The sequence below is a fragment of the Aestuariirhabdus sp. LZHN29 genome, assembly GCF_049985285.1.
GTDB lineage: Bacteria > Pseudomonadota > Gammaproteobacteria > Pseudomonadales > Aestuariirhabdaceae > Aestuariirhabdus.
The window spans coordinates 85,926-107,990 of sequence record NZ_JBNIEU010000005.1; the positions used below are offsets into that span (position 1 = coordinate 85,926).

The following is a 22,065-nucleotide window of genomic DNA, read 5'->3' on the forward strand; positions in this document are numbered from 1 at the left end:
TACAGCGTCCAACCTGTTAAGGCTGAGTGGCAGAGTGGTCATGCAGCGGACTGCAACTCCGTGTACGCCGGTTCGATTCCGACCTCAGCCTCCATATCCAGTTAAAAACAAGGATGTTTTTAGCGACTGGCAAGCTTCTTCCAAAATAGATTATTCGCAACAGCTTATTTGTTGGTGTTATGGGTAAAAACACTTAAAAAACAGCTTGTTAGGATAAAGTTATCCGTTGTAAACTAACCCTGCATTATATCCAATGCAGCGATTGCTTTCCTCTGGCCCGGATGGCGAAATTGGTAGACGCAAGGGATTTAAAATCCCTCGATCGTAAGATCGTGCCGGTTCGATTCCGGCTCCGGGCACCACTTATTATTAAGCCTTTCCTTAGGCCCCCCCTATAAATATCCGCTACTATCTTTAGGTACATTCGATTGCCTAACAGGGATAGTTCATGATCGTTCCAGTAATTCTTTCCGGGGGCAGTGGCTCCAGGCTCTGGCCTCTTTCGCGGGAATCCTACCCCAAACAGCTGATTCGAATGCTGTCCGATGACGACAGTATGATTCAGCAAACCTGGCGTCGTATCGCTGCGGTCGAAACGATTGCTCCACCCCTTATCATTTGCAACGAGCAGCACCGTTTTATTGTTGCCGAGCAGATGCAACAGTGCGGGGCGGAGCAACGAACCGTTGTGTTGGAGCCCTGCGCCCGGAATACAGCGCCCGCTATAGCAGCCGCCGCAATGATAGCGATCCGCAATGGTAAGAACCCTACGTTGCTGGTGCTACCTGCCGATCATATGATCGGCAGGGTGGAAGAGTTTCATTCGCGTATAGAGCTTGCGTACCAGTTGGCCAGCAAAGGACGATTGGTTACTTTCGGTATCGTCGCCGATCGGCCTGAAACCGGTTATGGCTACATCAAGGGGGGCGGTTCACTCAGTGATGGGGGCTTGGAGCTGGAACATTTTGTTGAGAAACCCTCTTTGGAGCATGCGCGCACGTTGGTGAGCAGTGGGGATTATTTCTGGAACAGTGGCATGTTTATGTTCCAGGCAAGCCAGTTGCTGCAAGAGCTGAAGAGGTATCAACCGGAATTAATCGACGCAGTTACCGCCTCTGTCGATGGGGCTCGTGAGGATCTGGACTTTATTCGCCTTGAGCAAAAAGGGTTTTCTGCGGCCCCTGACCTGTCGATCGACTATGGGCTGATGGAGCACACGAAAAAGGGGGCGGTTGTTCCAGCGGATATTCGTTGGAGTGACGTTGGCGCCTGGGACTCCCTTGCCGATCTTCAGCCTGCCGATGCAGCGGGGAATGGTGGGGTTGGTGACCGCTTGTTGGTTGATTGTCATAACACCTATATCCATGCAGACAGTCGATTGGTCGCCGCTGTGGGTATCGATAACCTGATTGTGGTTGAAACCGATGATGCGGTGCTGGTTGCCGACCGCAGCCGAGCCCAGTCTGTGAAGGAGCTGGTTAGCCTGCTGAAGCAACAGCAGCGGCGAGAAGCGCAACAGCATCGAACGGTTTATCGGCCCTGGGGCAAGTACGAGGAGATCGATACCTCTGAGCGATTCCAGGTGAAGCATATACGGGTTAATCCCGGCGCCCGGCTATCGTTGCAGATGCATCACCATCGAGCAGAGCACTGGATTGTTGTTCAGGGTACCGCCAAGGTGACCTGCGGCGAGCGCCAATATCTGGTGAGCGAAAACGAATCAACTTACATCCCGTTAGGAGAGCAGCATTGCCTGGAGAATCCGGGTAAAATTCCCCTGGATCTTATCGAGGTGCAGTCTGGCAGTTACCTTGGTGAAGATGATATTGTACGCTTGGACGATATCTACGGCCGCATTGACATGAATCCCACGGAAGGAGCCTCCGATTAATGATACGTAAATGCCTTTTTCCCGCCGCCGGATACGGCACTCGTTTTCTCCCTGCAACCAAGTCCATGCCCAAGGAGATGATGCCGATCGTTAATAAACCGCTGATTGAGTATGGTGTGGAAGAGGCGCTTGAGGCGGGGTTAAATCAGATCAGCATTGTGACGGGGCGTGGCAAGCGTGCGCTGGCCGACCACTTTGACACCAACTATGAGCTAGAGCACCAGATCGCCGGTAGCTCTAAAGAGGCGATGCTCAATGATATACGGCACTTGATCGATTCCTGTACGTTCTCCTATATCCGGCAAAAAGAGATGAAGGGGCTAGGTCACGCCATCCTTACCGGTGAGCCCCTGATTGGAGATGAAGCCTTCGCCGTTGTGCTGGCAGATGACCTCTGCGTTAACCCGGAAGATGGGGTTCTATCGCAGATGGTTAAACTCTACCGCCAGTTTCGTTGCAGCATCGTCGCCATCCAGGAAGTACCTGCGGACGAAACTTACAAATACGGGGTGATTGATGGGGAGATGATCAAGGATGATCTGTATCGGGTCAACGACATGGTCGAGAAGCCTGCGCCGGAAAATGCACCCAGTAATATGGCCATTATCGGGCGCTACATACTCACCCCGGATATCTTCGAAATCATTCGTAACACCGAGCCTGGAAAGGGTGGCGAAATCCAACTGACGGATGCTTTGTTACAGCAGGCAAAAGATGGCTGCGTGCTGGCCTATAAATTCAAAGGCAAGCGCTTCGATTGCGGTAGCGTCGATGGGTATATTGAAGCGACCAACTATTGCTATGAGAATCTCTACAAGAGCGAATAGGCACCCTACATAGCCAGGGTGGCGACCCAGTGCCCTTTGACTCGTTTAACGGTGAAATGCTCTGCCCCCAGCTGAATTAGCCGCGTAATACACTCATTTAGTGTCGGTGTGGTTACCCTGATCATCGCTTGGTCCCAATCATAGTATTGAGGTTTAAGGATACCGGGCTGCTTGTTAATGGATATTGGCAGATTCCACATGGTGCAGGGTACTAATACCTATACCACCGGTGGCGGCCCGTAGAGTGATAACGACCGGGAGCAGGTTTTCTTGAATGATGAAAGGGTAATGGAATCACTCACCCAGTGGATGCTGAACGATGGCTGGCAGTTAGCCGATGCAGAACAGCTGACCCTGGCACTGGTCGAGCGATTACTCGAGCTTGGGGTTCCGCTGTGCCGAATTCGAATCACCCTCCGTTTGCTGCACCCCCAGGTTTCCGGATTTAGCTACACCTGGGTGAGCGGAGTAGAGGGAATTGATGTGTTTCAACCCCCTCACGAGATGCTCATGTCGGAGACCTATAGAGATAGTCCGTACTGGGCAATTTTCGAAGAGGGGGCCGGAGCGATTCGGCGCCGCCTGAATGGACCGGACGCCCAGCTTGACTATCCACTTCTGGTTGAGCTGGCTGAATCTGGTGCTACCGATTATGTTGCCCTGCCTATCGCCTTTATGGACGGCAGCATCAATGCAATGACCCTGGCAGCGAACTCGCCGGAAGGGTTTTCTACCGCCCACCTGGCGATGATTTATGAGTTGCTGCCGGCTTTGGCAAGAGTGTTGGAGATTCATGCTCTGCGCGCCTCCTCGCGGATTTTACTGGAAACCTACCTGGGAAAGCGCACCGGTAACCAGGTGTTGCAGGGAAGGGTCAAGCGCGGGGATGGCGAACAGATCAAAGCAGTGATCTGGTTTTGTGATCTGAGAGGCTCCACCCGGATGGCCGATCAGATGGGGCTCGAGCCGTTTATCGAGAAGTTGAATCGGTTTTTCGAGGCGATGGCCGAATCGGTGCTGGAGCAGGAGGGGGAGGTGCTGCGCTATATCGGTGATGCCATGCTGGCTATATTCCCCGTGGGTAGCCGTGGTTGTGATACACGCACGCGGAAGGTGGCGAATAGGGCATTACAGGCTGCCCACTGTGCCATCTCCAGAATGGAGACAGACCCGGAATGTCATTCGATGGAGTTCGGTATAGGGCTTCATTTCGGTACCGTTATGTACGGCAATATTGGTTCTCCGGGCCGTCTCGAGTTTACCGCCATCGGCGCAGCGGCCAATGAGGCCGCCAGGATCGAGGGGCTCACCAAGACCTTGCAAGAACCTTTGCTGGCCTCTCATCAGTTTGTTGAGGTCCATGGTGGCAAAGGTTGGAGAAACTGTGGTTCTTTCCCCCTGAGGGGAGTCTCTGGCGAGAAGCGAATCTATGCGCCTGAAAGTAAAGGCTGCGATACCTCTGGCTGATTCGTCGAGCCGCCGAAAACCCATGAACGGTTAATGTGCTATCGGGCCTTTTCTCGCCGGGAGAAAAAAACCTCATGGCTACTAGCGCCTATAGCAGCTGTAAAAATCGAGGGGCGTTCAGAATTTTTCACCTTGGCAAAATCTGCCGGTGCCTGCGCCTTTAGGGGGTAGTTTCGCTTGGAGTGAGAGGGAGAGGGAGAGGGAGCCCCTATCCATAACCGCGGGGATAGGAAGAGGAGATCCTAGGCGCGAGCGATATCCTCTTGTAGCCACTCGATAAAAGTGCTCACCGGTTGCTGGCACAGCATCTCCTTGCGGCACACCAATCCCCACTCTCCCAACCCCTCGGCGTAATGGGAGACCGGTTGCACCAACCGCCCGGCTGCCAGGTCGCGGTCTGCAAAGGGACCATTAACCAGAGTCATTCCCTCGCCGTCCATCGCCATTTCCAGTGCAATAGCGGTACTGTCTACGCTGATAGCGCGTTGGCACTGTAGGTCGTATAAACCGGCCGATGCAAACCAGTCCTGCCATTGCCAATCTTCCGAGGTTACCGTCAGCAGTGGGTAGTTCACCAAATCCCCGGGGGAGAGTTCAGAGGACGCTGAGGCGATCAAGCCGGGGCTGCAAACGGGAAACAGCTGTGGCCGAATCAAGGGTATCCAATGCAGGTGTTTTGCCGGAGGGGTACGGCAAAAGATCAACCCGATGTCGGCATTGGCCTCATCAAAATTTTGCTCGCGAATACTGGAGATCAGGTGCAGCTCAAGCTCAGGGTAAAGGGCCCTGAACCGTGGAAGTCTTCGGGATAACCAGCGGATGGAGACTGAGATATAGGTCTGGAGCCGTAGACTAGGTTGCTGCACGCTACGTCGAACCTCCTCGCTGCCGTGGAACAGCAGCTCAAGGGCTTGGCGAACCACTGGATAAAACTGTCGCCCCTGTTCGGTGAGTACGGTATGGCGTCCCTCCCGAACGCAGAGCTTGACCCCGAGGCTGTTTTCCAGCGCCTGTATCTGGTGGCTAACTGCGGGATGGGTCAGGTTTAACTCATCGGCAGCCCGCCGGAAGCTCTGCAATCGCGCCGTACTCTCAAACCCTTTCAGGGCTTTCAAGGGGGGTAGCTTACGAAAATCAAAAGAATCACTCATGCCTCAGACCCCTTCCCAAGCACTGGCTACGGTTTAATATCGGATATCTTACTGGTAACTAAAGTTACCGCTACGAAAAAAAATGTCAATTGATCCCCGCATGAAGAGGTGTGAATATCAAGGCGGCTGGAGAGTGCAGGGAGCCGTTGGCTGGCATGCTATAGCGGTGGACAGCGATGTCGAGGATCGCTCCGGTTGAGCGCGCTATCGAAACAGGCATTGGTAAACAATACGACGAAACCTAACCCCACGGACTTACTCAGTGTACCAGTGCAGTATTTAACCCAGCAGAAGGTTTTTGCCCATGACAAGTAAAGGGAATCTTCCATCCCGTGCCCAGGTGGTGATCATCGGCGGCGGCATCGTAGGCTGTTCTATCGCCTACCATCTCGCCAAACGGGGCATCAACGATGTTGTTGTACTGGAGCGCAAACAGCTAACGTGCGGTACCACCTGGCACGCGGCCGGTCTCGTCAGCATGCTTTGGCCTACCCCTTACCTGACGCACCTTGCCAAATACAGCCATGAACTCTATGCCTCACTGGAGGAGGAGACGGGACAGGCTACCGGCTATCGGAGCATCGGGAGTTTGTCGGTGGCTCGTACCCCTGAACGACTGGAAGAGCTGCGTCGAACCTCCTCCATGGCTGCGGTTTTCGGGGTGGAATCCGAGATGATTGACAATGATCGACTACTCGACCTCTACCCCGGCATCGACACCGACGGCATCCTTGGGACCCTCTATATCGAAAAAGATGGCCAGACCAACCCTGTGGATACCACCATGGCGCTGGCCAAAGGCGCGCGGATGCGTGGGGCCCGGGTGATTGAAAACGTTAAAGTAGAAGAGGTTTTACTGGAGGGTGGTAAGGCGGTCGGTGTTAAAACGGAACAGGGTTCGATTATTGCCGATACGGTTGTGTTAGCGGGAGGGCTTTGGTCGCGGGATATTGCGGCTCAAATTGGTATCGATCTACCCTTGTACGCGTGTGAGCACTTTTATGTTGTGACCGAGGATATGGCGGGGCTAACCAAGCGGCCCGTACTGCGGGATTTCGACAAGGGTGTCTACTTCAAGGAAGACGCCGGTAAGCTGTTGGTAGGGTGGTTCGAGCACAATGCCCGCGGTTGCCCGATGGATCGTATCTCCGAAGATTTCTGCTTCGATGAGTTTCCCTGTGAGCTCGACCATATCGAAGAGTACCTGATGCGCGGTGTGGAGACTTTTCCTCCGCTGGGCGAAACCGGTATTCGCACCTTCTTTAACGGTCCAGAGAGTTTTACCCCGGATAATCTTCACCTGTTGGGGCCTACGCCGGAGGTCGATAATTTTTACGTTGCCTGCGGGCTTAACTCAAAAGGCATTGGGGCTGGTGGTGGCTTAGGTTTGTTAATGGCCGACTGGATCATCGATGGCCATCCCTCGGGCGACATCTGGGAGTGTGACGTGCGCCGCCATCATCCGGCTCAGCGGACCCAGGCCTTTATTGAGGAGCGAATCCCGGAGGCGTTGGGTCACACCTACGCCATGCACTGGCCTTTCTATCAGTATAAAACCGCGCGCAACCGGATTCGCTCACCCCTGCATGAGACGCTTCAAGCACAGGGCGCCTGCTTTGGAGAGGTGGGCGGTTACGAGCGTCCTAACTGGTTCGCCAGCAATGGCGTTGAAGCGAAGTACGAATACAGTTACAAGCGGCAAAACTGGTTTGAACTCCACGCAGCAGAGCATCGTGCGATGAGGGAAAATGTAGGGGTTTATGACATCTCCTCATTCGGCAAGTTCGAGGTTTCAGGTTCAGGGGCAGAGCAGGCCTTGCAATGGATCTGCGCCGGGGATGTTGCTGTCGAACCCGGCTCGCTGGTCTACACGCAATGGCTCAACCCCCGGGGGGGCATTGAGGCGGATGTCACCCTGTCGCGGCTGGGGAGGGATCGTTATCTGGTGACAACCGGAGTGGGTTCGTTCAATAGGGATTGGTGGTATCTTAAAAAGAACCTGGGAGCCGAGGTTAAACTTCGTGATATCAGTGCCGACTATGCCTGCCTGTCGATTCAAGGCCCAAGGTCCCGCGCTGTCCTTGAGCAACTAGCCGACACCGATATGAGTTGCCAAGGATTCGCATTCGGCACCGGTCGGTTTGCGCAGGTAGCGGGTATTGACGTTTGGTTGCAGCGGCTCTCCTTCGTGGGAGAGTTGGGCTGGGAGGTTTTTGTTCCGGCTGCCAGGGCGACCGAATTCTACCGAAAATTACAGCAGGTGGGCGCGACCTATGAGCTGCGTAACCTGGGCATGCATGCGCTCAATAGTTTACGCCTCGAAAAAGGGTTTCGTCACTGGGGGCACGACATTGGAGCCGAGGATAACCTGCTGCAGGCGGGCTTGGGCTTTGCTGCCAAGCCCGATGCAAGTGACTTTATTGGCCGCGACGCATTCCTGGCAGCCAAGGTCGCAGGCGTGCCCGACCGACGTTTAGTGCAGTTCAAGTTGAACGACCCGGAGCCGCTGCTCTATCACAACGAGCCCATTGTAATGGATGGGTCCATTGTGGGTTACCTGACCTCAGGCATGTACGGCCATAGTGTTGGGGGCGCGATCGGCATGGGTTATGTCGATGTTCCGGGGTTAACCAAAGAGCGCATCGAAACGGCAAGCTTTGAGATTGAGGTTGCCAGGGAGCGGTTTAGTGCCGACGCATCCTTGCGAGCCTTCTATGACCCCTCGGGTAGTCGTATGAAGGTTTAAGGTCTCGACGAGTAAATCTATGTTCTCGGGACTCTAACTGGAAGCGATCGGTGCGGAAAAGCGGGCGTGGTGCGCTGATCGTTCCATTATCAAGTTATTCACTCTAAGCACCTTGTGCGCAAACTCATTTTCGGGTTCGCCGTCAGAGTCGTTATGGTTATACTGTCTGGAGTGGGTTTGGATTAAACAGGGAGACTAGTAATGAAAACACCCCTTCGCAGGATCACCTTTTTAGTTGGGGCTCTGTTTGCCTCTGGAACAGCCTTGGCGCAGGAGCTTTATATCTATCCAGCAAAAGGGCAAAGTGCCGAGCAGCTGGATAAGGACAAATACGAGTGTTACAGCTGGGCCAAGCGGGACACAGGATTTGATCCCATGGCGATTCCGACTGCCACTACGGCTGCGCCCAGTACCGAAAAGAGATCCGGTGGTGTGGTGAGGGGGGGGCTCGGCGGAGCGGCCCTTGGCGCGATTATTGGCGATAGTTCCAAAGCCGCCAAACGGGGAGCGGCAGCGGGGGGCTTGATCGGTGGGGTGCGGCAGTCTTCCCAAAATAGCGCGGCCGAGCGTGAACGCAAGGAGTGGGAACAGCGGGAAGGCTCCAATTACGCCAATAACCGCAATAATTACAACCGAGCCTATTCCGCCTGCCTTGAAGGCCGCGGCTATACCGTGAAGTAAGGGAGCAAAACCAGATGAAAACAGCTAAATACTGCATAGCGTTCGGCGGGCTTATGCTCATCTCTACCATGGCTAGCGCCGCTTTCGATGGCAAAAAAGAGTTGGTGTGCGCGACTCAGGCGGTCAATGAGTGTGTAATGGGGCAGGGGTGTGCATCCGTAGCGCCGAGTCTTGTCAACATACCGGATTTTTTTATTGTTGATGGGGCAGGTAAAACCATTCAAGGCGCTGAGCGTAAGACGCCAATCGAGCGCTCTGAAATTCTCGATGGGAAGTTGATTCTTCAAGGCGCCGAAGATGGTGTCGAAACTGTACGCGATGGCCTGGGCTGGACCATGGTTATCGAACAGGATTCCGGAAAAATGTCCCTCACCGGTGCCGGTGACGGCTTTGCCATCGTCCTGTTCGGGGCTTGTATGGAGCGCTAGAGGGTCTTCTAAGTGGTGGCCGCTCTTTCGAGGGGGCACACATAACCGAACCGTACCACACCGTTTTTTTGCTACCAGAGGGCAAGAGGCTGGTTTCAGAAGAGACTGGAGTCGCGGGGTTGGATCGTTGAGCGGTAATTACTTGACAGCCCCAGTCAGTGATGAAACTATTGCCGTCGTGAAATTCACAAAAATCTGAATCTCTTTTCGCCGCCACGGATGTCGCATGACGTTAAGCTTCCATCAACAAGCGCATAAACACAGTAGCAGGATTAACATCCTGGTCGTGTTGTTGGTGCTGTTTGTTGTTAGTGGAAACTGCTCAGCAGCGATGGGGCAAAGCCAGTTGGTGGGTACCGAGAACTCGGTCGATCTATCCTCCCACGGCGGGCATTGCGATGATGTTCCGCGTAATAGTTCCACCGATGTAAGCAACGACATCAACAATTGTTGGGATGAACTCTGCTCCTCCAGCATGGCTCCCTTTAAGTCGTCATCAGCTCAACTGGGCAAGCAGCAGGTAGATGATGGCGAATTCACTGAGTTAGTACCGGTGTACGCGCAACGTGCGCGTGCAGGCCCCTGTGCCCAGCCCTCCTATAGTTTACAAAGCTCAGACTTTGTGACTCCCCCACTGTACTACACCCTCTGCGTTCTTCGTATTTGAGTATTACCCTTTTGCCCTATTAGGGCTCGTTCACATCTTTTTTTGATTGATCTTATGGCTGTTTTTGAACCGTTGGTTCAGGCCATCCGCTGAACGTGGAGTAATACAATGCGTAGTATTCGCAGGCTATTGGTTGCGATGGCTTTTGTGCCGCCCCTTATATTTTCCGTGCCCGTTTGGGCATCCCTTAGTGTCCATGACGCTCAACAACGAGCGTTGGCCGAAAACCCCCGCCTTAGTGAGATTGAAGCGCGTTATCGCGCAGCGCTTGAGGTGCCAGAGCAGGTGTCTGCGCTACCTGATCCTACCCTTACCCTGGGTATTCTCAACGTCCCGACCGATACCTTCGATATGGATCAGGAGGCGATGACCCAGATGCAGGTGGGTTTTTCCCAGGCGTTGCCCTGGCTTAAAGAGCGTGAATTGGCAGCATCGGCGGCAAAGCACATCGCCGACGCCACCGCTGACGAGCGGGACGAAGCTCGCAACATGTTGTTGCGTGATGTTTCACGTATCTGGTGGGGGCTCTATTTTGTTGAGCGATCGCTGCAAGTAACCGACGAAAACCTCCAGCGCCTGCGAGAGTTTAACCGCATTGCCGAGAGTCGTTACCGGGTCGGCAAGGGGCTGCAACAGGATACCCTGCAGGCTCAACTTGAACTCTCCAATCAGCTTTCCCGGCAGTTGCAGCTTCAAAATCAGCAGCGTCAATTGAGCGCGCAGCTCAATGCACTTCTAGCGCAGCCTGCGGATCAACTGATTTTAGTTTCGCTCGATGAGAAACCCGATCAGCAGGAGTTGGCACCACTGCCATCGCTGCTGTCCCGCGCCCTTGAGCAACGTCCCAGAATACTGCAGCAGCAAAAATTGGTTCGGGCGGCAGAAGATCGGCAAGCGCGGGCACGGGTTGAGCTACGCCCCGATATTACACTGGGGGGAGCCTATGGCTATCGGCAAGATGATCCCCGAGGTGCCGATAGAGCCGACTTTGTCTCTTTTAATATTGGTATAAAACTACCTATTTATGCCGGTTCCAAACAACACAAAGCCATCAGTCAGCGCGGTGCGGAGCTGGTTAGCCGTCAGGAGGCGCTTTATCTGGCGCAACTCAATGTGCGCTCTGAAGTGGTTCAGGCAGCATCAGACTACCGGCGGGCACAGGAGCAGACCCTTTTGCTGGAGCAGGGGATCATTCCCCAGTCCCGCCTGACTGTCGCCTCGATGCTATCGGGCTACCAATTTAACAAGGTGGACTTCTCCGCCTTGATTCAAGCTCAGCTGATGGCAAACCGGGTACAGGTTCAGTACTGGAAAGTGCTCACTGAGGGCCAACAAGCCCTCGCAACCCTTGAGGCCGCGATCGGCGGCGCCCCTATTTTCGCACCCGTTAACGGAGAGCGCCCCAATGAATAAAAACCTTATTGCTACTGGTACCGCACTGGCGATTGGAATCGGACTGGGTATCGGTTGGCCCCACCTTCAGCCGTTGCTGATGCCCGAGGCCAATGGCATGGCGCAGACTGTTGAAGCGTCTGGCCCCAAGCCGCTGTTTTATCGTAATCCGATGAATCCGGCGATCACCTCGCCGGTACCTGCGCAAGATGAGATGGGGATGGACTATATCCCGGTATACGCCGATAAGCCCAAAGCCGAGCGCAAGCCCCTGTTTTATCGCAATCCCATGAATCCAGCCATTACCTCACCGGTTGCCGCGCAAGATGAGATGGGGATGGACTATATCCCGGTCTATGCCGATGACGAGGCCAGCTCGGATGCCGATGAGCCCGCCGGCACCGTCAAGATCGATCCGGTGATGGTTCAGAATATCGGCGTTCGTATCGCTCCAGTTGAACGGCGGGATCTGGTGCGCAGTATTCGCGCCAGTGGCCGTATCACAGTGGATGAAACTCTCATGTCTCGTATTCATCCGCGAACCGAAGGGTGGGTGGAGGCGCAGATGGTGTCCCGTATTGGCGACCAGGTGCGTAAGGGAGAAGATCTGCTGAAGCTTTACTCTCCCCAGTTGGTTACCAGCCAGCAGGAATATCTGCTGGCGCTGGATAATTTGGCGGCACTCAAGGACAGCCCCTTCGAAGATATTCGTCGCGGTGCTGAAGAGATGGCGGTGAGCGCCGAGCAACGCCTGCGCTTGCTCGATATGCCCAAGCACGAGGTTCAGGCACTAAAAGAGCGTCGGCAGGTGCAGCGAGCGGTGGCCATTGAGTCTCCCTTCGATGGTGTTGTGTTGGCAATCGGTGCGCGAGAAGGCCAGTACATTAAGCCCGGCACCGAACTCTATCGACTGGCGGACCTATCCGAGGTGTGGATGATCGCTGATGTGTACGAGTATGAGCTGCCCTGGATTTCAGTTGGGGATCAAGCCTCGTTGTCGAGTGCGGCGCTGGGTGACAAGTCATTTACCGGGACCGTTGCTTATATCTATCCCTACGCAGAAGCCAAGACCCGGACGGTCAAGGTGCGGATCGAATTTGATAACGCTGATGGATTACTGAAACCGGATATGTTCGCCAACGTCACCATTGGTGCCAGTTCTCGCAAACAGGCAGTTGTGGTGCCGAGCGAGGCCATCGTGCGTTCTGGCTCCCGTGAGCAGGTGTTCGTGGTGCGAGACGCAGGCAAGTTTGAACCACGGCTGGTAGAGCTTGGCTACAGTAGTGACGGGTGGGTAGAGGTGACCTCGGGGTTGAAACCGGGGGAGAAGGTGGTCAGCTCTGCGCTGTTCCTGATCGATTCTGAATCAAAGCTGCGCGAGGCGACCGCCAAGATGATGGAGTCCCTGGCCGACAATGATACGGCCGCAGCACCGATGGATGATCTATCCATGGATAGTGCAGAGATGGAGTCACTGTCGATGGACGATATGGTCATGGATTCACTAACGATGGACGACATCTCCGTGGGAGAGCTCGAGGCTCAGAGCTCCTCTCCCACGGAGACTCCGCTCATGGATTCTATGAACATGGATTCTATGAACATGGATTCTATGAGCATGGATTCTATGAGCATGGATTCTACGAACATGGATTCTACGAACATGGATTCTACGAACATGGATTCTACGAGCATGAATTCCACGAACATGGATTCTACGAGCATGAATTCCACGAACATGGATCCTCCGGTAACCGCAAGCGATGGGCAGCACACCGAAGGAGCGATGAAACATGATTAATGCGATCATTAACGGTTCCCTGCGAAACCGTTTTCTGGTGCTGATCGCTACGGCGCTGGTCGTTGCTACGGGTATCTGGGCAGTGAAACAGACACCGCTGGATGCGATTCCTGACCTGTCGGATGTTCAGGTTATTGTGTTTACCGAGTTCCCGGGCCAGGCACCCCAAGTGGTTGAGGATCAGGTGACCTATCCGTTGACCACCGCCATGCTTGGCGTGCCGTATTCGAAGGTGGTGCGAGGTTTCTCCTTCTTTGGTTACTCTTTTGTCTATGTCATCTTTGAAGATGGCACCGATATGTACTGGGCGCGCTCTCGAGTTCTGGAGCAGCTGAATTATGCCGCCAGTCGTTTGCCCACGGGGGTTCAGCCAGTGCTGGGGCCTGACGCAACCGGAGTTGGTTGGGTATATGAGTACGCACTGGTTGACCGCAGTGGGCGTCATGACCTTGCGCAGCTGCGTTCCATTCAGGACTGGTATCTACGCTATCAGCTGCAAACCGTACCGGGAGTGTCGGAAGTGGCTAGCATTGGCGGTCACATTAAACAGTATCAGGTGGAGGTCGACCCTAACCTGATGGCACGCTATAACGTGCCCCTGTCACGAGTAAAAAGTGCCATTCAGCGTTCCAATAACGATGTTGGCGGGCGCTTGATCGAGATGGCGGAAACCGAATACATGGTGCGGGGGCTGGGTTATATCCGCACATTGGAGGATCTGGAGCAGATCCCCCTGGGCAGCACCCCTGAGGGAGCAGCGCTGTTGTTGAAGGATATCGCCAACGTACAGCTCGGGCCTGAATTGCGCCGAGGTGTGGCGGAACTCGATGGAGAGGGTGAAGCGGTCGGTGGCATTATCGTGATGCGCTACGGCGAAAATGCGCAGGCAACCATCGAGGCGGTAAAGGAAAAGCTGGAGCAGCTGAAACCTGGGTTACCCGAAGGGGTAGAGATCATCCCGGTTTATGATCGGGGTGATCTGATTCAACGTGCGGTGGACAACCTGACCTTCAAATTGATCGAAGAATCGATCGTGGTGTCGCTGGTTTGTATTCTCTTTCTACTCCATGTGCGTTCGGCTCTGGTCGCTATTATTACCCTGCCGATCGGAATCTTGATGGCGTTTATGGTGATGCAGTGGCAAGGCATCAATGCCAACATCATGTCCCTGGGGGGAATTGCAATCGCGATTGGTGCCATGGTCGATGGTGCTATCGTCATGATCGAAAACGCCCACAAGCATCTCGAACAAGCCCACGAGCGTCTGGGGCGAGAGCTGAACGATAACGAACGCTGGATGTCGATCGCAGACTCTGCCCGAGAAGTTGGACCCGCGCTCTTTTTCTCATTGTTAATTATCACGGTCTCTTTTTTGCCGGTGTTTACCCTGCAAGCGCAAGAGGGGCGCATGTTTGGTCCGCTGGCATTTACCAAAACCTACGCCATGGCGGCCGCGGCCATTCTGGCGGTGACCCTGATCCCAGTGCTGATGGGGTACTTGATTCGGGGGAAAATTCTTCCCGAATCACGCAACCCAGTGAACCGCACCTTGCATTGGATGCATGCACCTGTGCTCGCGACGGCGATGCGCTGGCGCTGGATCACATTGGCGCTGGCAACCTCTATTGTCCTGGTAACCGCCTATCCGGTGACCAAGCTCGGCAGTGAATTTATGCCGCCGCTGGATGAGGGTGACATCCTCTATATGCCAACCACCTATCCGGGCATTTCGATTACCAAGGCGAAGGAGCTACTGCAGCAAACTGACAAAATTCTGCGCAGCTTTCCCGAGGTGGAAAGAGTGTTTGGCAAGGCCGGCCGTGCCGATACCGCAACCGATCCTGCACCGCTGGGTATGTTGGAAACCACCATCAAACTCAAACCCAAGGAGCAGTGGCCGGATCCGGATAAAACGACCAAAGAGTTGATGAATGAGATGGATCAGGCGATCAAGTTTCCCGGCCTGGCCAATGCCTGGACCATGCCAATAAAAACTCGTATCGACATGCTATCGACCGGTATCAAAACGCCCGTGGGCATCAAGGTGAGTGGGCCCAGTTTGGCCAAGCTCGAAGAGATGGTAATGGAGATAGAGCAGGTGGTGCGAGGTGTGTCCGGCACCCTGACCGCGTTCGGTGACCGAGCGGTGGGTGGCTACTATCTGGATTTTACCATCGATCGTGAGGCTTCTGCTCGATACGGTCTCACTACAGGTGATGTACAGGATGTGATTCAGAGCGCCATCGGCGGCATGAACGTTACCCGCACCGTCGAGGGACTGGAGCGTTACCCGGTGAATATCCGTTATCCCAGGGAGTTGCGCGACGACATCGAGTCCTTGCGTCGAGTGCTGGTGCCGACAAAAGGCGGGGCCCAGATACCCCTGGCACAATTGGCGCAGCTGGATCTGCGGCGGGGGCCGCCGGGGATCAAGAGCGAGGATGCGCGTTTGACCTCATGGATCTACGTTGACATCTATGTTTCGGATATTGGCGGCTATGTGAAAGAGGCTCAAAAAGCCGTGGCCGAGCAGGTGCTGGTTCCTGCCGGGTACAGCATCAGTTGGTCAGGCCAGTACGAGTACATGGAAAGGGCGGCCGAACGCCTGAAGATTGTTATCCCTGGAACATTGATGATCATCTTCCTGCTGCTTTATCTCAATTTCCGCAACATCAGTGCACCCCTGGTGGTCATGCTTTCCATTCCGTTCGGATTGGTGGGCGGCATCTGGCTGATCCACTGGTTGGATTTCAATTTGTCGGTTGCTGTTGCCGTTGGCTTTATCGCCTTGGCCGGTGTGGCCGCAGAGATCGGCGTGCTGGTGCTTACCTTTATCGATCAGGCGGTCGCCGCCGCGCGACAAGCAAAAGGTGCCAGTGGTGCCCGCCTGACAAGTGGGGAGATTCACAGGGCCGTACACGAGGGGACATCGGAGCGCGTGCGCCCCATCGCGATGACCGCAGTTACCGTAATTGCAGGCTTGTTGCCAATCATGTGGAGTCAGGGCTCAGGTTCTGGGGTTATGCAGCGAATCGCCGCACCGATGGTGGGAGGAATGATCAGTGTCACCGTGCTCTGTCTGGTGGTGCTGCCCGTTATCTATGCTCTGGTATTGCAGTTTAAGGAGCGCCGCCGCAAAGCTCATCATCCGATTCAGGAGGCAGCCGAAGGCCATAGCGAAACGACCTAGCAGTTATTAGTTGAAACCGAGATTTACAGAAAATCACTTTTACGAGGAAAACAAAATGAAATTTAATCATATTTTTATGGCCGTTGGCTTAACACTGACTGCCCTGTCGGGCAACCTTTACGCCAGTGCCGGACACGCCGAGGGCGGTCATGATGCGATGGATCAGAGTGCGGCCGGCAATAAGATGTTTCTGGTGAAGCGCGATATCGACGGTTACAAGGTCAGTTTTCATGTTATGGAAGCCAATGAAAGTATGCGCAACGGCGGTAGTTATAACCTGATGATCAAGGTGGAAAACCAGGGTAAGGCTATAGACGATCTTCGTGTCAATTCCAAAGTGGTTTTCCCGGATGGTAATGATCAGAGCAAACCCCTGAAAAAGATGGGGGACTGGTATGTAACCGGTTACGACCTGAAGCCTGGAGGCAAGCATCAGTTGATGGTGCTCTTTATGACCCCGGATGGGAAGAAGCATTTCGGCGGTGTCCACTACCAATAATTACCCGCTATAACAACGGATCGAAGGCGGGGGTAGCAGGCTACCCCTGCCTGAACAACAGGAAGAAAATACAATGGTAAAAATCAATTCTGCCGCAATGATTATGACCCTGGCACTGGGCTCGCCGATGGTGCTGGCCAGTGGTTCCCACGGTGGCGGCCATAGTGATGCAAAGGGTGCCCAATCAGAACTCAGTATGGATTCGATGTCCATGGATTCTCTCAATATGGACTCGATGTCTATGGACTCGATGTCGATGGATTCCATGGATATGGGTGATATGGGATCGGATCATGGAGCGATGGGTGGCCATATGCACTCGTCCTGGGAGGAGGCTCCAGCGAGCTACCAAAAGAGCGCTTACAGCCGGTGGGACAGCTTTGAAATGGCCAAGCAGGGCATGACGGTTTATCGGGACAGTTGTATGTCCTGCCATGGCGTATCAGGGAGGGGTACCGGCCCTATTGCCTCTGGGTTAAAGCACCCCCCCGCTGACCTGACCAACCATTTTCATGAGGCACCAGGCAAGGGTGACGCCTATCTCTATTGGCGAGTTAGCGAAGGTGGGGCCGTTGAGCCCTTCGCTTCCATGGATTCTGCTATGCCCGCCTTCAAAAATGTTCTCAGCGAACAGCAGCGTTGGAGCGTACTGGTTTATGTCCATCAGGCCTTTCACAAAGGGTTCTCCGGACCAGAGCCTGTGGCAGAGGGTGGCCATGGTGCACACCACTGATAAAGGGAGGTAGCGGGATCATGCAGAAGACAAAGGGACTTGCCGTTGCGCAATACTCACCCCGTGCAATGAAGCGTTGTGCGCTGCTGGTTATAGCCTCTGCACTGTTCGGCGTACTCTATGGACTGGTATTCGCCGAAGGCGTTATTTTTGGCCTAATCAATGGCGTGATGAACGGTATTGCCATCGGCCTGCTCGACACGGTTTGGGTGCGAAAAAAATGGGGCCGGCGCTTGCGGCAGCTTCCCCTGTTGGTTTACACACTGGTGCTCAGTCTGGTGTGGACGCTGGTGATCGTTATTAACATGACCCTCACACGTCATTGGACCGGACTGGATCATGACTGGGGACTGCAGTGGATGCAGAGCTCTGGGTTTTTGGGGCACTTCCTGTTCTGCCTGTTTCTTGCGTTTACCTTCAACCTGTTGATACGGGTGAGTGACTTTTTAGGGAGTCATTCTCTGCTGGAAATTCTTCTAGGCGTTTACCAGGAGCCGGTTGAACAACATTTAGCGTTTCTCTTTCTTGATGTGGTGGGGTCAACCCGCTTGATCGAGCAGGTGGGGGATGTTGCAGCTCAAAAAATGATTGGAAAGCTATTTTTTGAAATTGCCGGAATCGTCGATCGCTTTGAGGGCGAAGTTCACCGTTATATCGGCGACGGAATGGTGGTTAGCTGGGACCTGAACAGGGTAACCACACCGCCCGATATTCTGGCGTGCCTGGCGGAGATCTACCGCGTTGTTGATAGCCGTCGCCACCATAGCGAATCTACGGGTACTCTTTTTGTCGATATTCGCGCAGGCCTGAATGATGGACCGGTTTTGATTTGTGAGTTTGGAGACCAGAAACGTGAGTTGGTCTACTTTGGAGATGCTATCAATGTGGCCGCTGCGCTGGAAGCTCACTGCAAGCATGCTGGTGTGCGCGCTGCGATCTCATCTCAGCTTTATAACCAACTTCCACCATCGGATAGTTTTCAAACTGTCGGCCTTGGCGCAGTAACGATGAAGGGTAAGCTGCAATCCGTTGAGTGTCTGGCTTTGAACCTGTTGGAACTAAAGGCCGCTCCGAACGAAGCGAAAGCAGCTCCAGAACCCGGTAATGGCTATGGTCGTCTATTAAAACTGATGTCGAAAGTAGGAGGTTCACAATGAATGAGTTACGTTGGATGGTAGTACCTATGCTGCTCCTTGTTGCCGGTTGCAGCCTGCCAAACGAGGAGGAGCGGCTGGCGGAGCAGGGGCTTCCCCCCACAGATTTTGTGGCCTCAAGCGAACAGGGGAGAGGGCTTTACCAGCAATATTGTGCCGAGTGCCACGGCCGGCAGATGCGAGGGGTGGAGCTCAAAGGACCACCCTTGATGCACGGTTACTATAAACCTGGACATCACGCTGATCTTGCGTTTTACCGTGCGGTAAAATTTGGCGCCCAGGCTCATCACTGGCAGTTCGGTGATATGCCTGCCCAGCCCGAGGTCAGTCCCAAACAGGTCGCCCATATCGTCGCGTTCGTGCGGGAGCGTCAGAGGCGGGGTGGGATTCAATAGTCAGGAGGTTTTATGGGGCGTGCACAGGTAGTCTGGTTGATTGCGATTGTTTTTTTGGTGGCGGGCCTGATCATTGCGGAACAAGACGAGTTTGATCCTTACCATCAGGATTCCACGACGGGTCGTTGGTACGACTTACAGCAAGTTGAACAGGGCGCATTACTGTTTGCCCAGCACTGCGCCAACTGCCATGGAGGCAACGCCCAAGCCACCCCCAACTGGACAAAACCCGATGCTCAAGGGGTTTATCCACCGCCTCCGCTCAATGGCAGTGCCCATGCCTGGCATCACTCGCTTCCAAAGTTGAAGGCGATGATTTTGGATGGATCTCAAGGGCGTATGCCTGCCTGGCGCGATCGGCTGGCGGAACATGAGGTAGTAGCCATTATTGCCTGGTTCCAAAGTCTGTGGCCCGACCAGGGCTACGAGGCCTGGCAGCGGACCCATAAACGATGAGTGCTCGGTTATTGGCGCGGCGAGCAGTGGCTTCCTCGCGTTACTTTTATTGCATTAACGGATTAATGACAAGAATATTCTCCATAAAGGGGGTGCTATGAAATCCACACAAAAACATATCGTTCTATCTCTGTTTAGCGTGCTTTTAACGGGCTGTGGGATGGGGATGGATGATCACATGGGGGCGGCAAACGGTCCCCGACAGACCTTTTCAAGCCTGGGTGAGCAGATCTATTTCACAGGGATTGGAGCTGACGGCAGGGCCATTCCGTTCAGTGGTGGCAATATGCACTACAGCATGCACGGAGGAGGGTGCGCTGGCTGTCACGGTCAAGAGCGCGAAGGAGGCGATATCATGTACCCCTATTTCTGGGTGCGTTCAGCTCCACTGACAAATGAGGCGCTGTTTAGTGATCATGAAGACGGTCATGGAGATCACGACGTCTATTCCTCTCAATCCCTTGCCGAGGCGATCCGAAACGGGGTAGATCCAGACGGGGAACCACTGCATTCGGCGATGCCCCGATGGAACATGAGCGAGCGAGATCTTAAGGCTCTGATTCGTTACCTGACCGAGCAGATTAAAAACGACTCTCTGTCATGGAATGGAGCATCATTCGCTAATAAACGAGAGGTTTTTCTGTTATGAAGCGCGTTTCATGGATGGGTCAACGGGCCCTGCTTCTGGTTTTTGCGCTAGCGTCGTTCGCAGGGCAGGCCAATGACCTGCAAAAGCTGGGGCATATTCATGGTATTGCGTTTGGCGGGGAAGAGGGTGAGACGCTGCTGCTGGCAACCCATCAGGGGCTGTTTAGCTATGAGCAGGAGCGTGCGCAACGGATCTCCGATGAAGTTTTCGACGTCATGGGGTTCGCTATCGACGCTAACCGGAAAGCGATTTTTGCCAGCGGGCACCCGGCATCCGGTGGCAATACCGGACTGCTGAAATCAATCGATGGTGGCATCAGCTTCGAACGCCTCTCATTAGGGGTGGCAGGCCCCGTCGATTTTCACCAACTAACGGTCAGTGGTATCAACCCTGAGATAGTCTACGGGGTGCATGGGAAATTACAGATCAGTGCGGACGGAGGAGCAAGTTGGCGTGTCCAGAGCGGTTCGTTGCCACCGAAACTTCTTCAATTAGCGGCTTCTGATGTGAGTGACCAGCGGCTGTATGCAGCCAGTGAACAAGGCCTGTATCTCAGTGATGATCAGGGGAAAAGTTGGCGCCAATTGTTTCCCTATCCAGCGACTAGCGTGGTGGTAGCACACCGGCGAGTGTATGCATTTGTGGTAGGCAAAGGAGTTGTTGCTAGCGCAGAAGAGACTCTGTTCTGGCGAGAGATTGACAATCGTTTTGGTGCACAGGTGCTGCTTGATCTGGCAATAGCCGAGGAGGGGCTGCGTATGGTTGGCCTTACCCAGATGGGCACACTGGTAGAGAGCGTCGATCAGGGGCTAAACTGGCGCTCGTTACCCCCCGGCCCACAACCATCGAGTGCTCAGGAGAAAAGAGGGCAGCTGCTATTTCAGAAAAACTGCCAAAGTTGTCATGGAATTGCGGCGGTTGGAGAAACCTATAGCATTGAGTCGTTGACCACCCAGAACTACCTGTTTGCCCCGGCTCTCAATGGCAGCGCCCATGCCTGGCATCATCTCGATGAACAGTTGGTGGATACCATTTTGGAAGGCTCACCCAGAACACCGAAGATGCCCGCATGGAAAGAATCGATGAGCGAGCAGGACGCTCGGGATGTAGTCGCTTATTTCAAATCGCTGTGGCAGGAGAAACACCGACGATGCCAAGGCCCCAAGCACATGGACCGAGACTGTTTGGCAGAGTAACCGCGGGGGATCAATGGGCAACAATCGAGTGCCTTTGACCCCTGGCGGCTGTTGAGTGGTTCTGTGATAGAGAGTAGGGTGGCAGCTAGCACCGGCTTGGCCATCGAGGTATAAGCGCATGAAACCAAAGCTTGAATCTACTATCACTTGCCCAGTCTGTGGGCACGTTGAAGTGGAGGTCATGCCCGAGGATTTCTGCCAGTACTACTATGATTGCAAGGGCTGTAAAGCCCTGCTCAAAGCGAAGGCCGGGGATTGTTGTGTGTACTGCTCTTATGGCGATACTCCGTGCCCACCGATCCAGCTAGATAAGCCTTGCTGCAGCCGATGAATAAACTTACGAAAATCGGCTTAACCGGCAGTCTAGTAGCCGCCCTATGCTGCTTTACGCCAATATTGGTATGGCTTTTCGCAGCGCTGGGCCTATCGGCAATGGTCGGCTACCTGGATTTAGTTCTGTTCCCATTACTCGGCGTTTTTACTCTTCTGCTGCTAATAGGGTTGGTAAAAAGTGCAAGCAAAGACAAAGCATAACAAGGCAGTTAACTATCGGCCCAGCTGCGCCAGCCCCTTACTGCGGTGTTAACTTACCCGCGTCACCCCTAACCCATAGCCACCTCCTAATGATCCTGCAGCCTGCTTTATGACAAGCTGACGCCGGAGGCTGTTTGCCATGTTTGAAAGATATTGCTGCGCGTAGGGGGTTCCATTCACCCCCGGTTTCAAACACTCAGCCTGTGCC

The 22,065-nt window shown here is 54.2% G+C and carries 20 protein-coding genes and 2 tRNA genes; 21 read left to right on the forward strand and 1 reads right to left on the reverse strand.

Translation table 11 applies throughout. From position 1 onward, the window contains the following. Positions 1 to 20 precede the first annotated feature (20 nt). The 5 genes from ACP3PW_RS16135 to ACP3PW_RS16155 all read left to right on the forward strand — a co-directional run bounded on the left by ACP3PW_RS16135 (position 21) and on the right by ACP3PW_RS16155 (position 4,185). A tRNA-Cys gene (locus ACP3PW_RS16135) sits at positions 21 to 94 on the forward strand. 181 nt (positions 95 to 275) lie between these two features. Continuing rightward, a tRNA-Leu gene (locus ACP3PW_RS16140) sits at positions 276 to 362 on the forward strand. An 86-nt stretch (positions 363 to 448) separates the two neighbouring features. Continuing rightward, the gene (locus ACP3PW_RS16145) at positions 449 to 1,891 is read left to right on the forward strand and encodes a mannose-1-phosphate guanylyltransferase/mannose-6-phosphate isomerase (protein ID WP_426417766.1); all 1,443 of its coding nucleotides are present in this window, start codon (positions 449 to 451) and stop codon (positions 1,889 to 1,891) included. Further along, positions 1,891 to 2,718, forward strand: a complete 828-nt coding sequence (gene galU / locus ACP3PW_RS16150; protein WP_426417767.1) for a UTP--glucose-1-phosphate uridylyltransferase GalU — start codon at positions 1,891 to 1,893, stop codon at positions 2,716 to 2,718. The genes ACP3PW_RS16145 and galU overlap by 1 nt, the downstream gene beginning before the upstream one ends. A gap of 288 nt (positions 2,719 to 3,006) precedes the next feature. Beyond that, on the forward strand, positions 3,007 to 4,185 hold the full coding sequence (locus ACP3PW_RS16155) for an adenylate/guanylate cyclase domain-containing protein (protein WP_426417768.1): 1,179 nt from the start codon (positions 3,007 to 3,009) through the stop codon (positions 4,183 to 4,185). Positions 4,186 to 4,427: 242 nt separating this feature from the next. Here ACP3PW_RS16155 and ACP3PW_RS16160 read toward each other — a convergent pair whose 3' ends face one another. Continuing rightward, positions 4,428 to 5,336 carry a LysR substrate-binding domain-containing protein gene (locus ACP3PW_RS16160; RefSeq protein ID WP_426417769.1) on the reverse strand — a complete coding sequence of 303 codons (909 nt, stop codon included), beginning with the start codon at positions 5,334 to 5,336 and terminating at the stop codon, positions 4,428 to 4,430. A 304-nt stretch (positions 5,337 to 5,640) separates the two neighbouring features. Between ACP3PW_RS16160 and ACP3PW_RS16165 the strand changes: the two genes are divergently transcribed. The 16 genes from ACP3PW_RS16165 to merF all read left to right on the forward strand — a co-directional run bounded on the left by ACP3PW_RS16165 (position 5,641) and on the right by merF (position 21,857). After that, a complete protein-coding gene (locus ACP3PW_RS16165; protein ID WP_426417770.1) occupies positions 5,641 to 8,082 on the forward strand; it encodes a GcvT family protein in 2,442 nt (813 codons plus the stop codon). 201 nt (positions 8,083 to 8,283) lie between these two features. Then, the gene (locus tag ACP3PW_RS16170; protein ID WP_426417771.1) at positions 8,284 to 8,763 is read left to right on the forward strand and encodes a hypothetical protein; all 480 of its coding nucleotides are present in this window, start codon (positions 8,284 to 8,286) and stop codon (positions 8,761 to 8,763) included. A 14-nt stretch (positions 8,764 to 8,777) separates the two neighbouring features. Continuing rightward, entirely contained in the window at positions 8,778 to 9,191 is a 414-nt protein-coding gene (locus ACP3PW_RS16175; protein ID WP_426417772.1) for a hypothetical protein, read from the forward strand. 226 nt (positions 9,192 to 9,417) lie between these two features. Then, positions 9,418 to 9,858 (forward strand): hypothetical protein, encoded by a 441-nt coding sequence (locus ACP3PW_RS16180; RefSeq protein ID WP_426417773.1) that lies wholly within the window; start codon positions 9,418 to 9,420, stop codon positions 9,856 to 9,858. A gap of 108 nt (positions 9,859 to 9,966) precedes the next feature. Further along, positions 9,967 to 11,271 carry a TolC family protein gene (locus ACP3PW_RS16185; protein ID WP_426417774.1) on the forward strand — a complete coding sequence of 435 codons (1,305 nt, stop codon included), beginning with the start codon at positions 9,967 to 9,969 and terminating at the stop codon, positions 11,269 to 11,271. Beyond that, positions 11,264 to 13,051: an efflux RND transporter periplasmic adaptor subunit gene (locus ACP3PW_RS16190; protein ID WP_426417775.1), complete on the forward strand. Its 1,788-nt coding sequence runs from the start codon at positions 11,264 to 11,266 to the stop codon at positions 13,049 to 13,051. The genes ACP3PW_RS16185 and ACP3PW_RS16190 overlap by 8 nt, the downstream gene beginning before the upstream one ends. Continuing rightward, complete coding sequence (locus ACP3PW_RS16195) at positions 13,044 to 16,241, forward strand: efflux RND transporter permease subunit (RefSeq protein ID WP_426417776.1); 3,198 nt, start codon at positions 13,044 to 13,046, stop codon at positions 16,239 to 16,241. The genes ACP3PW_RS16190 and ACP3PW_RS16195 overlap by 8 nt, the downstream gene beginning before the upstream one ends. A gap of 55 nt (positions 16,242 to 16,296) precedes the next feature. Then, the gene (locus tag ACP3PW_RS16200) at positions 16,297 to 16,740 is read left to right on the forward strand and encodes a hypothetical protein (protein WP_426417777.1); all 444 of its coding nucleotides are present in this window, start codon (positions 16,297 to 16,299) and stop codon (positions 16,738 to 16,740) included. 73 nt (positions 16,741 to 16,813) lie between these two features. Then, on the forward strand, positions 16,814 to 17,473 hold the full coding sequence (locus ACP3PW_RS16205; RefSeq protein ID WP_426417778.1) for a c-type cytochrome: 660 nt from the start codon (positions 16,814 to 16,816) through the stop codon (positions 17,471 to 17,473). A gap of 20 nt (positions 17,474 to 17,493) precedes the next feature. Beyond that, a complete protein-coding gene (locus ACP3PW_RS16210; RefSeq protein ID WP_426417779.1) occupies positions 17,494 to 18,630 on the forward strand; it encodes an adenylate/guanylate cyclase domain-containing protein in 1,137 nt (378 codons plus the stop codon). Continuing rightward, positions 18,627 to 19,022 carry a c-type cytochrome gene (locus ACP3PW_RS16215; protein WP_426417780.1) on the forward strand — a complete coding sequence of 132 codons (396 nt, stop codon included), beginning with the start codon at positions 18,627 to 18,629 and terminating at the stop codon, positions 19,020 to 19,022. The genes ACP3PW_RS16210 and ACP3PW_RS16215 overlap by 4 nt, the downstream gene beginning before the upstream one ends. Before the next feature lie 12 nt (positions 19,023 to 19,034). Continuing rightward, positions 19,035 to 19,478, forward strand: a complete 444-nt coding sequence (locus ACP3PW_RS16220) for a c-type cytochrome (RefSeq protein WP_426417781.1) — start codon at positions 19,035 to 19,037, stop codon at positions 19,476 to 19,478. A gap of 97 nt (positions 19,479 to 19,575) precedes the next feature. Beyond that, positions 19,576 to 20,127 carry a c-type cytochrome gene (locus ACP3PW_RS16225; RefSeq protein WP_426417782.1) on the forward strand — a complete coding sequence of 184 codons (552 nt, stop codon included), beginning with the start codon at positions 19,576 to 19,578 and terminating at the stop codon, positions 20,125 to 20,127. Continuing rightward, positions 20,124 to 21,323 carry a c-type cytochrome gene (locus ACP3PW_RS16230; protein ID WP_426417783.1) on the forward strand — a complete coding sequence of 400 codons (1,200 nt, stop codon included), beginning with the start codon at positions 20,124 to 20,126 and terminating at the stop codon, positions 21,321 to 21,323. Before ACP3PW_RS16225 ends, ACP3PW_RS16230 begins: the two co-directional genes overlap by 4 nt. Before the next feature lie 118 nt (positions 21,324 to 21,441). Next, positions 21,442 to 21,654, forward strand: a complete 213-nt coding sequence (locus ACP3PW_RS16235; protein ID WP_426417784.1) for a GDCCVxC domain-containing (seleno)protein — start codon at positions 21,442 to 21,444, stop codon at positions 21,652 to 21,654. Further along, positions 21,651 to 21,857, forward strand: a complete 207-nt coding sequence (gene merF, locus ACP3PW_RS16240; RefSeq protein WP_426417785.1) for a mercury resistance system transport protein MerF — start codon at positions 21,651 to 21,653, stop codon at positions 21,855 to 21,857. Before ACP3PW_RS16235 ends, merF begins: the two co-directional genes overlap by 4 nt. Positions 21,858 to 22,065: the final 208 nt, after the last annotated feature.

What these genes read in the sequence shown, in the direction of transcription:
- ACP3PW_RS16145 (WP_426417766.1), top strand. Translation starts at nt 449, where the DNA reads ATGATCGTTCCAGTAATTCTTTCCGGGGGCAGTGGCTCCAGGCTCTGG.
- galU (WP_426417767.1), top strand. Translation starts at nt 1,891, where the DNA reads ATGATACGTAAATGCCTTTTTCCCGCCGCCGGATACGGCACTCGTTTT.
- ACP3PW_RS16155 (WP_426417768.1), top strand. Translation starts at nt 3,007, where the DNA reads ATGGAATCACTCACCCAGTGGATGCTGAACGATGGCTGGCAGTTAGCC.
- ACP3PW_RS16160 (WP_426417769.1), bottom strand. Translation starts at nt 5,336, where the DNA reads ATGAGTGATTCTTTTGATTTTCGTAAGCTACCCCCCTTGAAAGCCCTG.
- ACP3PW_RS16165 (WP_426417770.1), top strand. Translation starts at nt 5,641, where the DNA reads ATGACAAGTAAAGGGAATCTTCCATCCCGTGCCCAGGTGGTGATCATC.
- ACP3PW_RS16170 (WP_426417771.1), top strand. Translation starts at nt 8,284, where the DNA reads ATGAAAACACCCCTTCGCAGGATCACCTTTTTAGTTGGGGCTCTGTTT.
- ACP3PW_RS16175 (WP_426417772.1), top strand. Translation starts at nt 8,778, where the DNA reads ATGAAAACAGCTAAATACTGCATAGCGTTCGGCGGGCTTATGCTCATC.
- ACP3PW_RS16180 (WP_426417773.1), top strand. Translation starts at nt 9,418, where the DNA reads ATGACGTTAAGCTTCCATCAACAAGCGCATAAACACAGTAGCAGGATT.
- ACP3PW_RS16185 (WP_426417774.1), top strand. Translation starts at nt 9,967, where the DNA reads ATGCGTAGTATTCGCAGGCTATTGGTTGCGATGGCTTTTGTGCCGCCC.
- ACP3PW_RS16190 (WP_426417775.1), top strand. Translation starts at nt 11,264, where the DNA reads ATGAATAAAAACCTTATTGCTACTGGTACCGCACTGGCGATTGGAATC.
- ACP3PW_RS16195 (WP_426417776.1), top strand. Translation starts at nt 13,044, where the DNA reads ATGATTAATGCGATCATTAACGGTTCCCTGCGAAACCGTTTTCTGGTG.
- ACP3PW_RS16200 (WP_426417777.1), top strand. Translation starts at nt 16,297, where the DNA reads ATGAAATTTAATCATATTTTTATGGCCGTTGGCTTAACACTGACTGCC.
- ACP3PW_RS16205 (WP_426417778.1), top strand. Translation starts at nt 16,814, where the DNA reads ATGGTAAAAATCAATTCTGCCGCAATGATTATGACCCTGGCACTGGGC.
- ACP3PW_RS16210 (WP_426417779.1), top strand. Translation starts at nt 17,494, where the DNA reads ATGCAGAAGACAAAGGGACTTGCCGTTGCGCAATACTCACCCCGTGCA.
- ACP3PW_RS16215 (WP_426417780.1), top strand. Translation starts at nt 18,627, where the DNA reads ATGAATGAGTTACGTTGGATGGTAGTACCTATGCTGCTCCTTGTTGCC.
- ACP3PW_RS16220 (WP_426417781.1), top strand. Translation starts at nt 19,035, where the DNA reads ATGGGGCGTGCACAGGTAGTCTGGTTGATTGCGATTGTTTTTTTGGTG.
- ACP3PW_RS16225 (WP_426417782.1), top strand. Translation starts at nt 19,576, where the DNA reads ATGAAATCCACACAAAAACATATCGTTCTATCTCTGTTTAGCGTGCTT.
- ACP3PW_RS16230 (WP_426417783.1), top strand. Translation starts at nt 20,124, where the DNA reads ATGAAGCGCGTTTCATGGATGGGTCAACGGGCCCTGCTTCTGGTTTTT.
- ACP3PW_RS16235 (WP_426417784.1), top strand. Translation starts at nt 21,442, where the DNA reads ATGAAACCAAAGCTTGAATCTACTATCACTTGCCCAGTCTGTGGGCAC.
- merF (WP_426417785.1), top strand. Translation starts at nt 21,651, where the DNA reads ATGAATAAACTTACGAAAATCGGCTTAACCGGCAGTCTAGTAGCCGCC.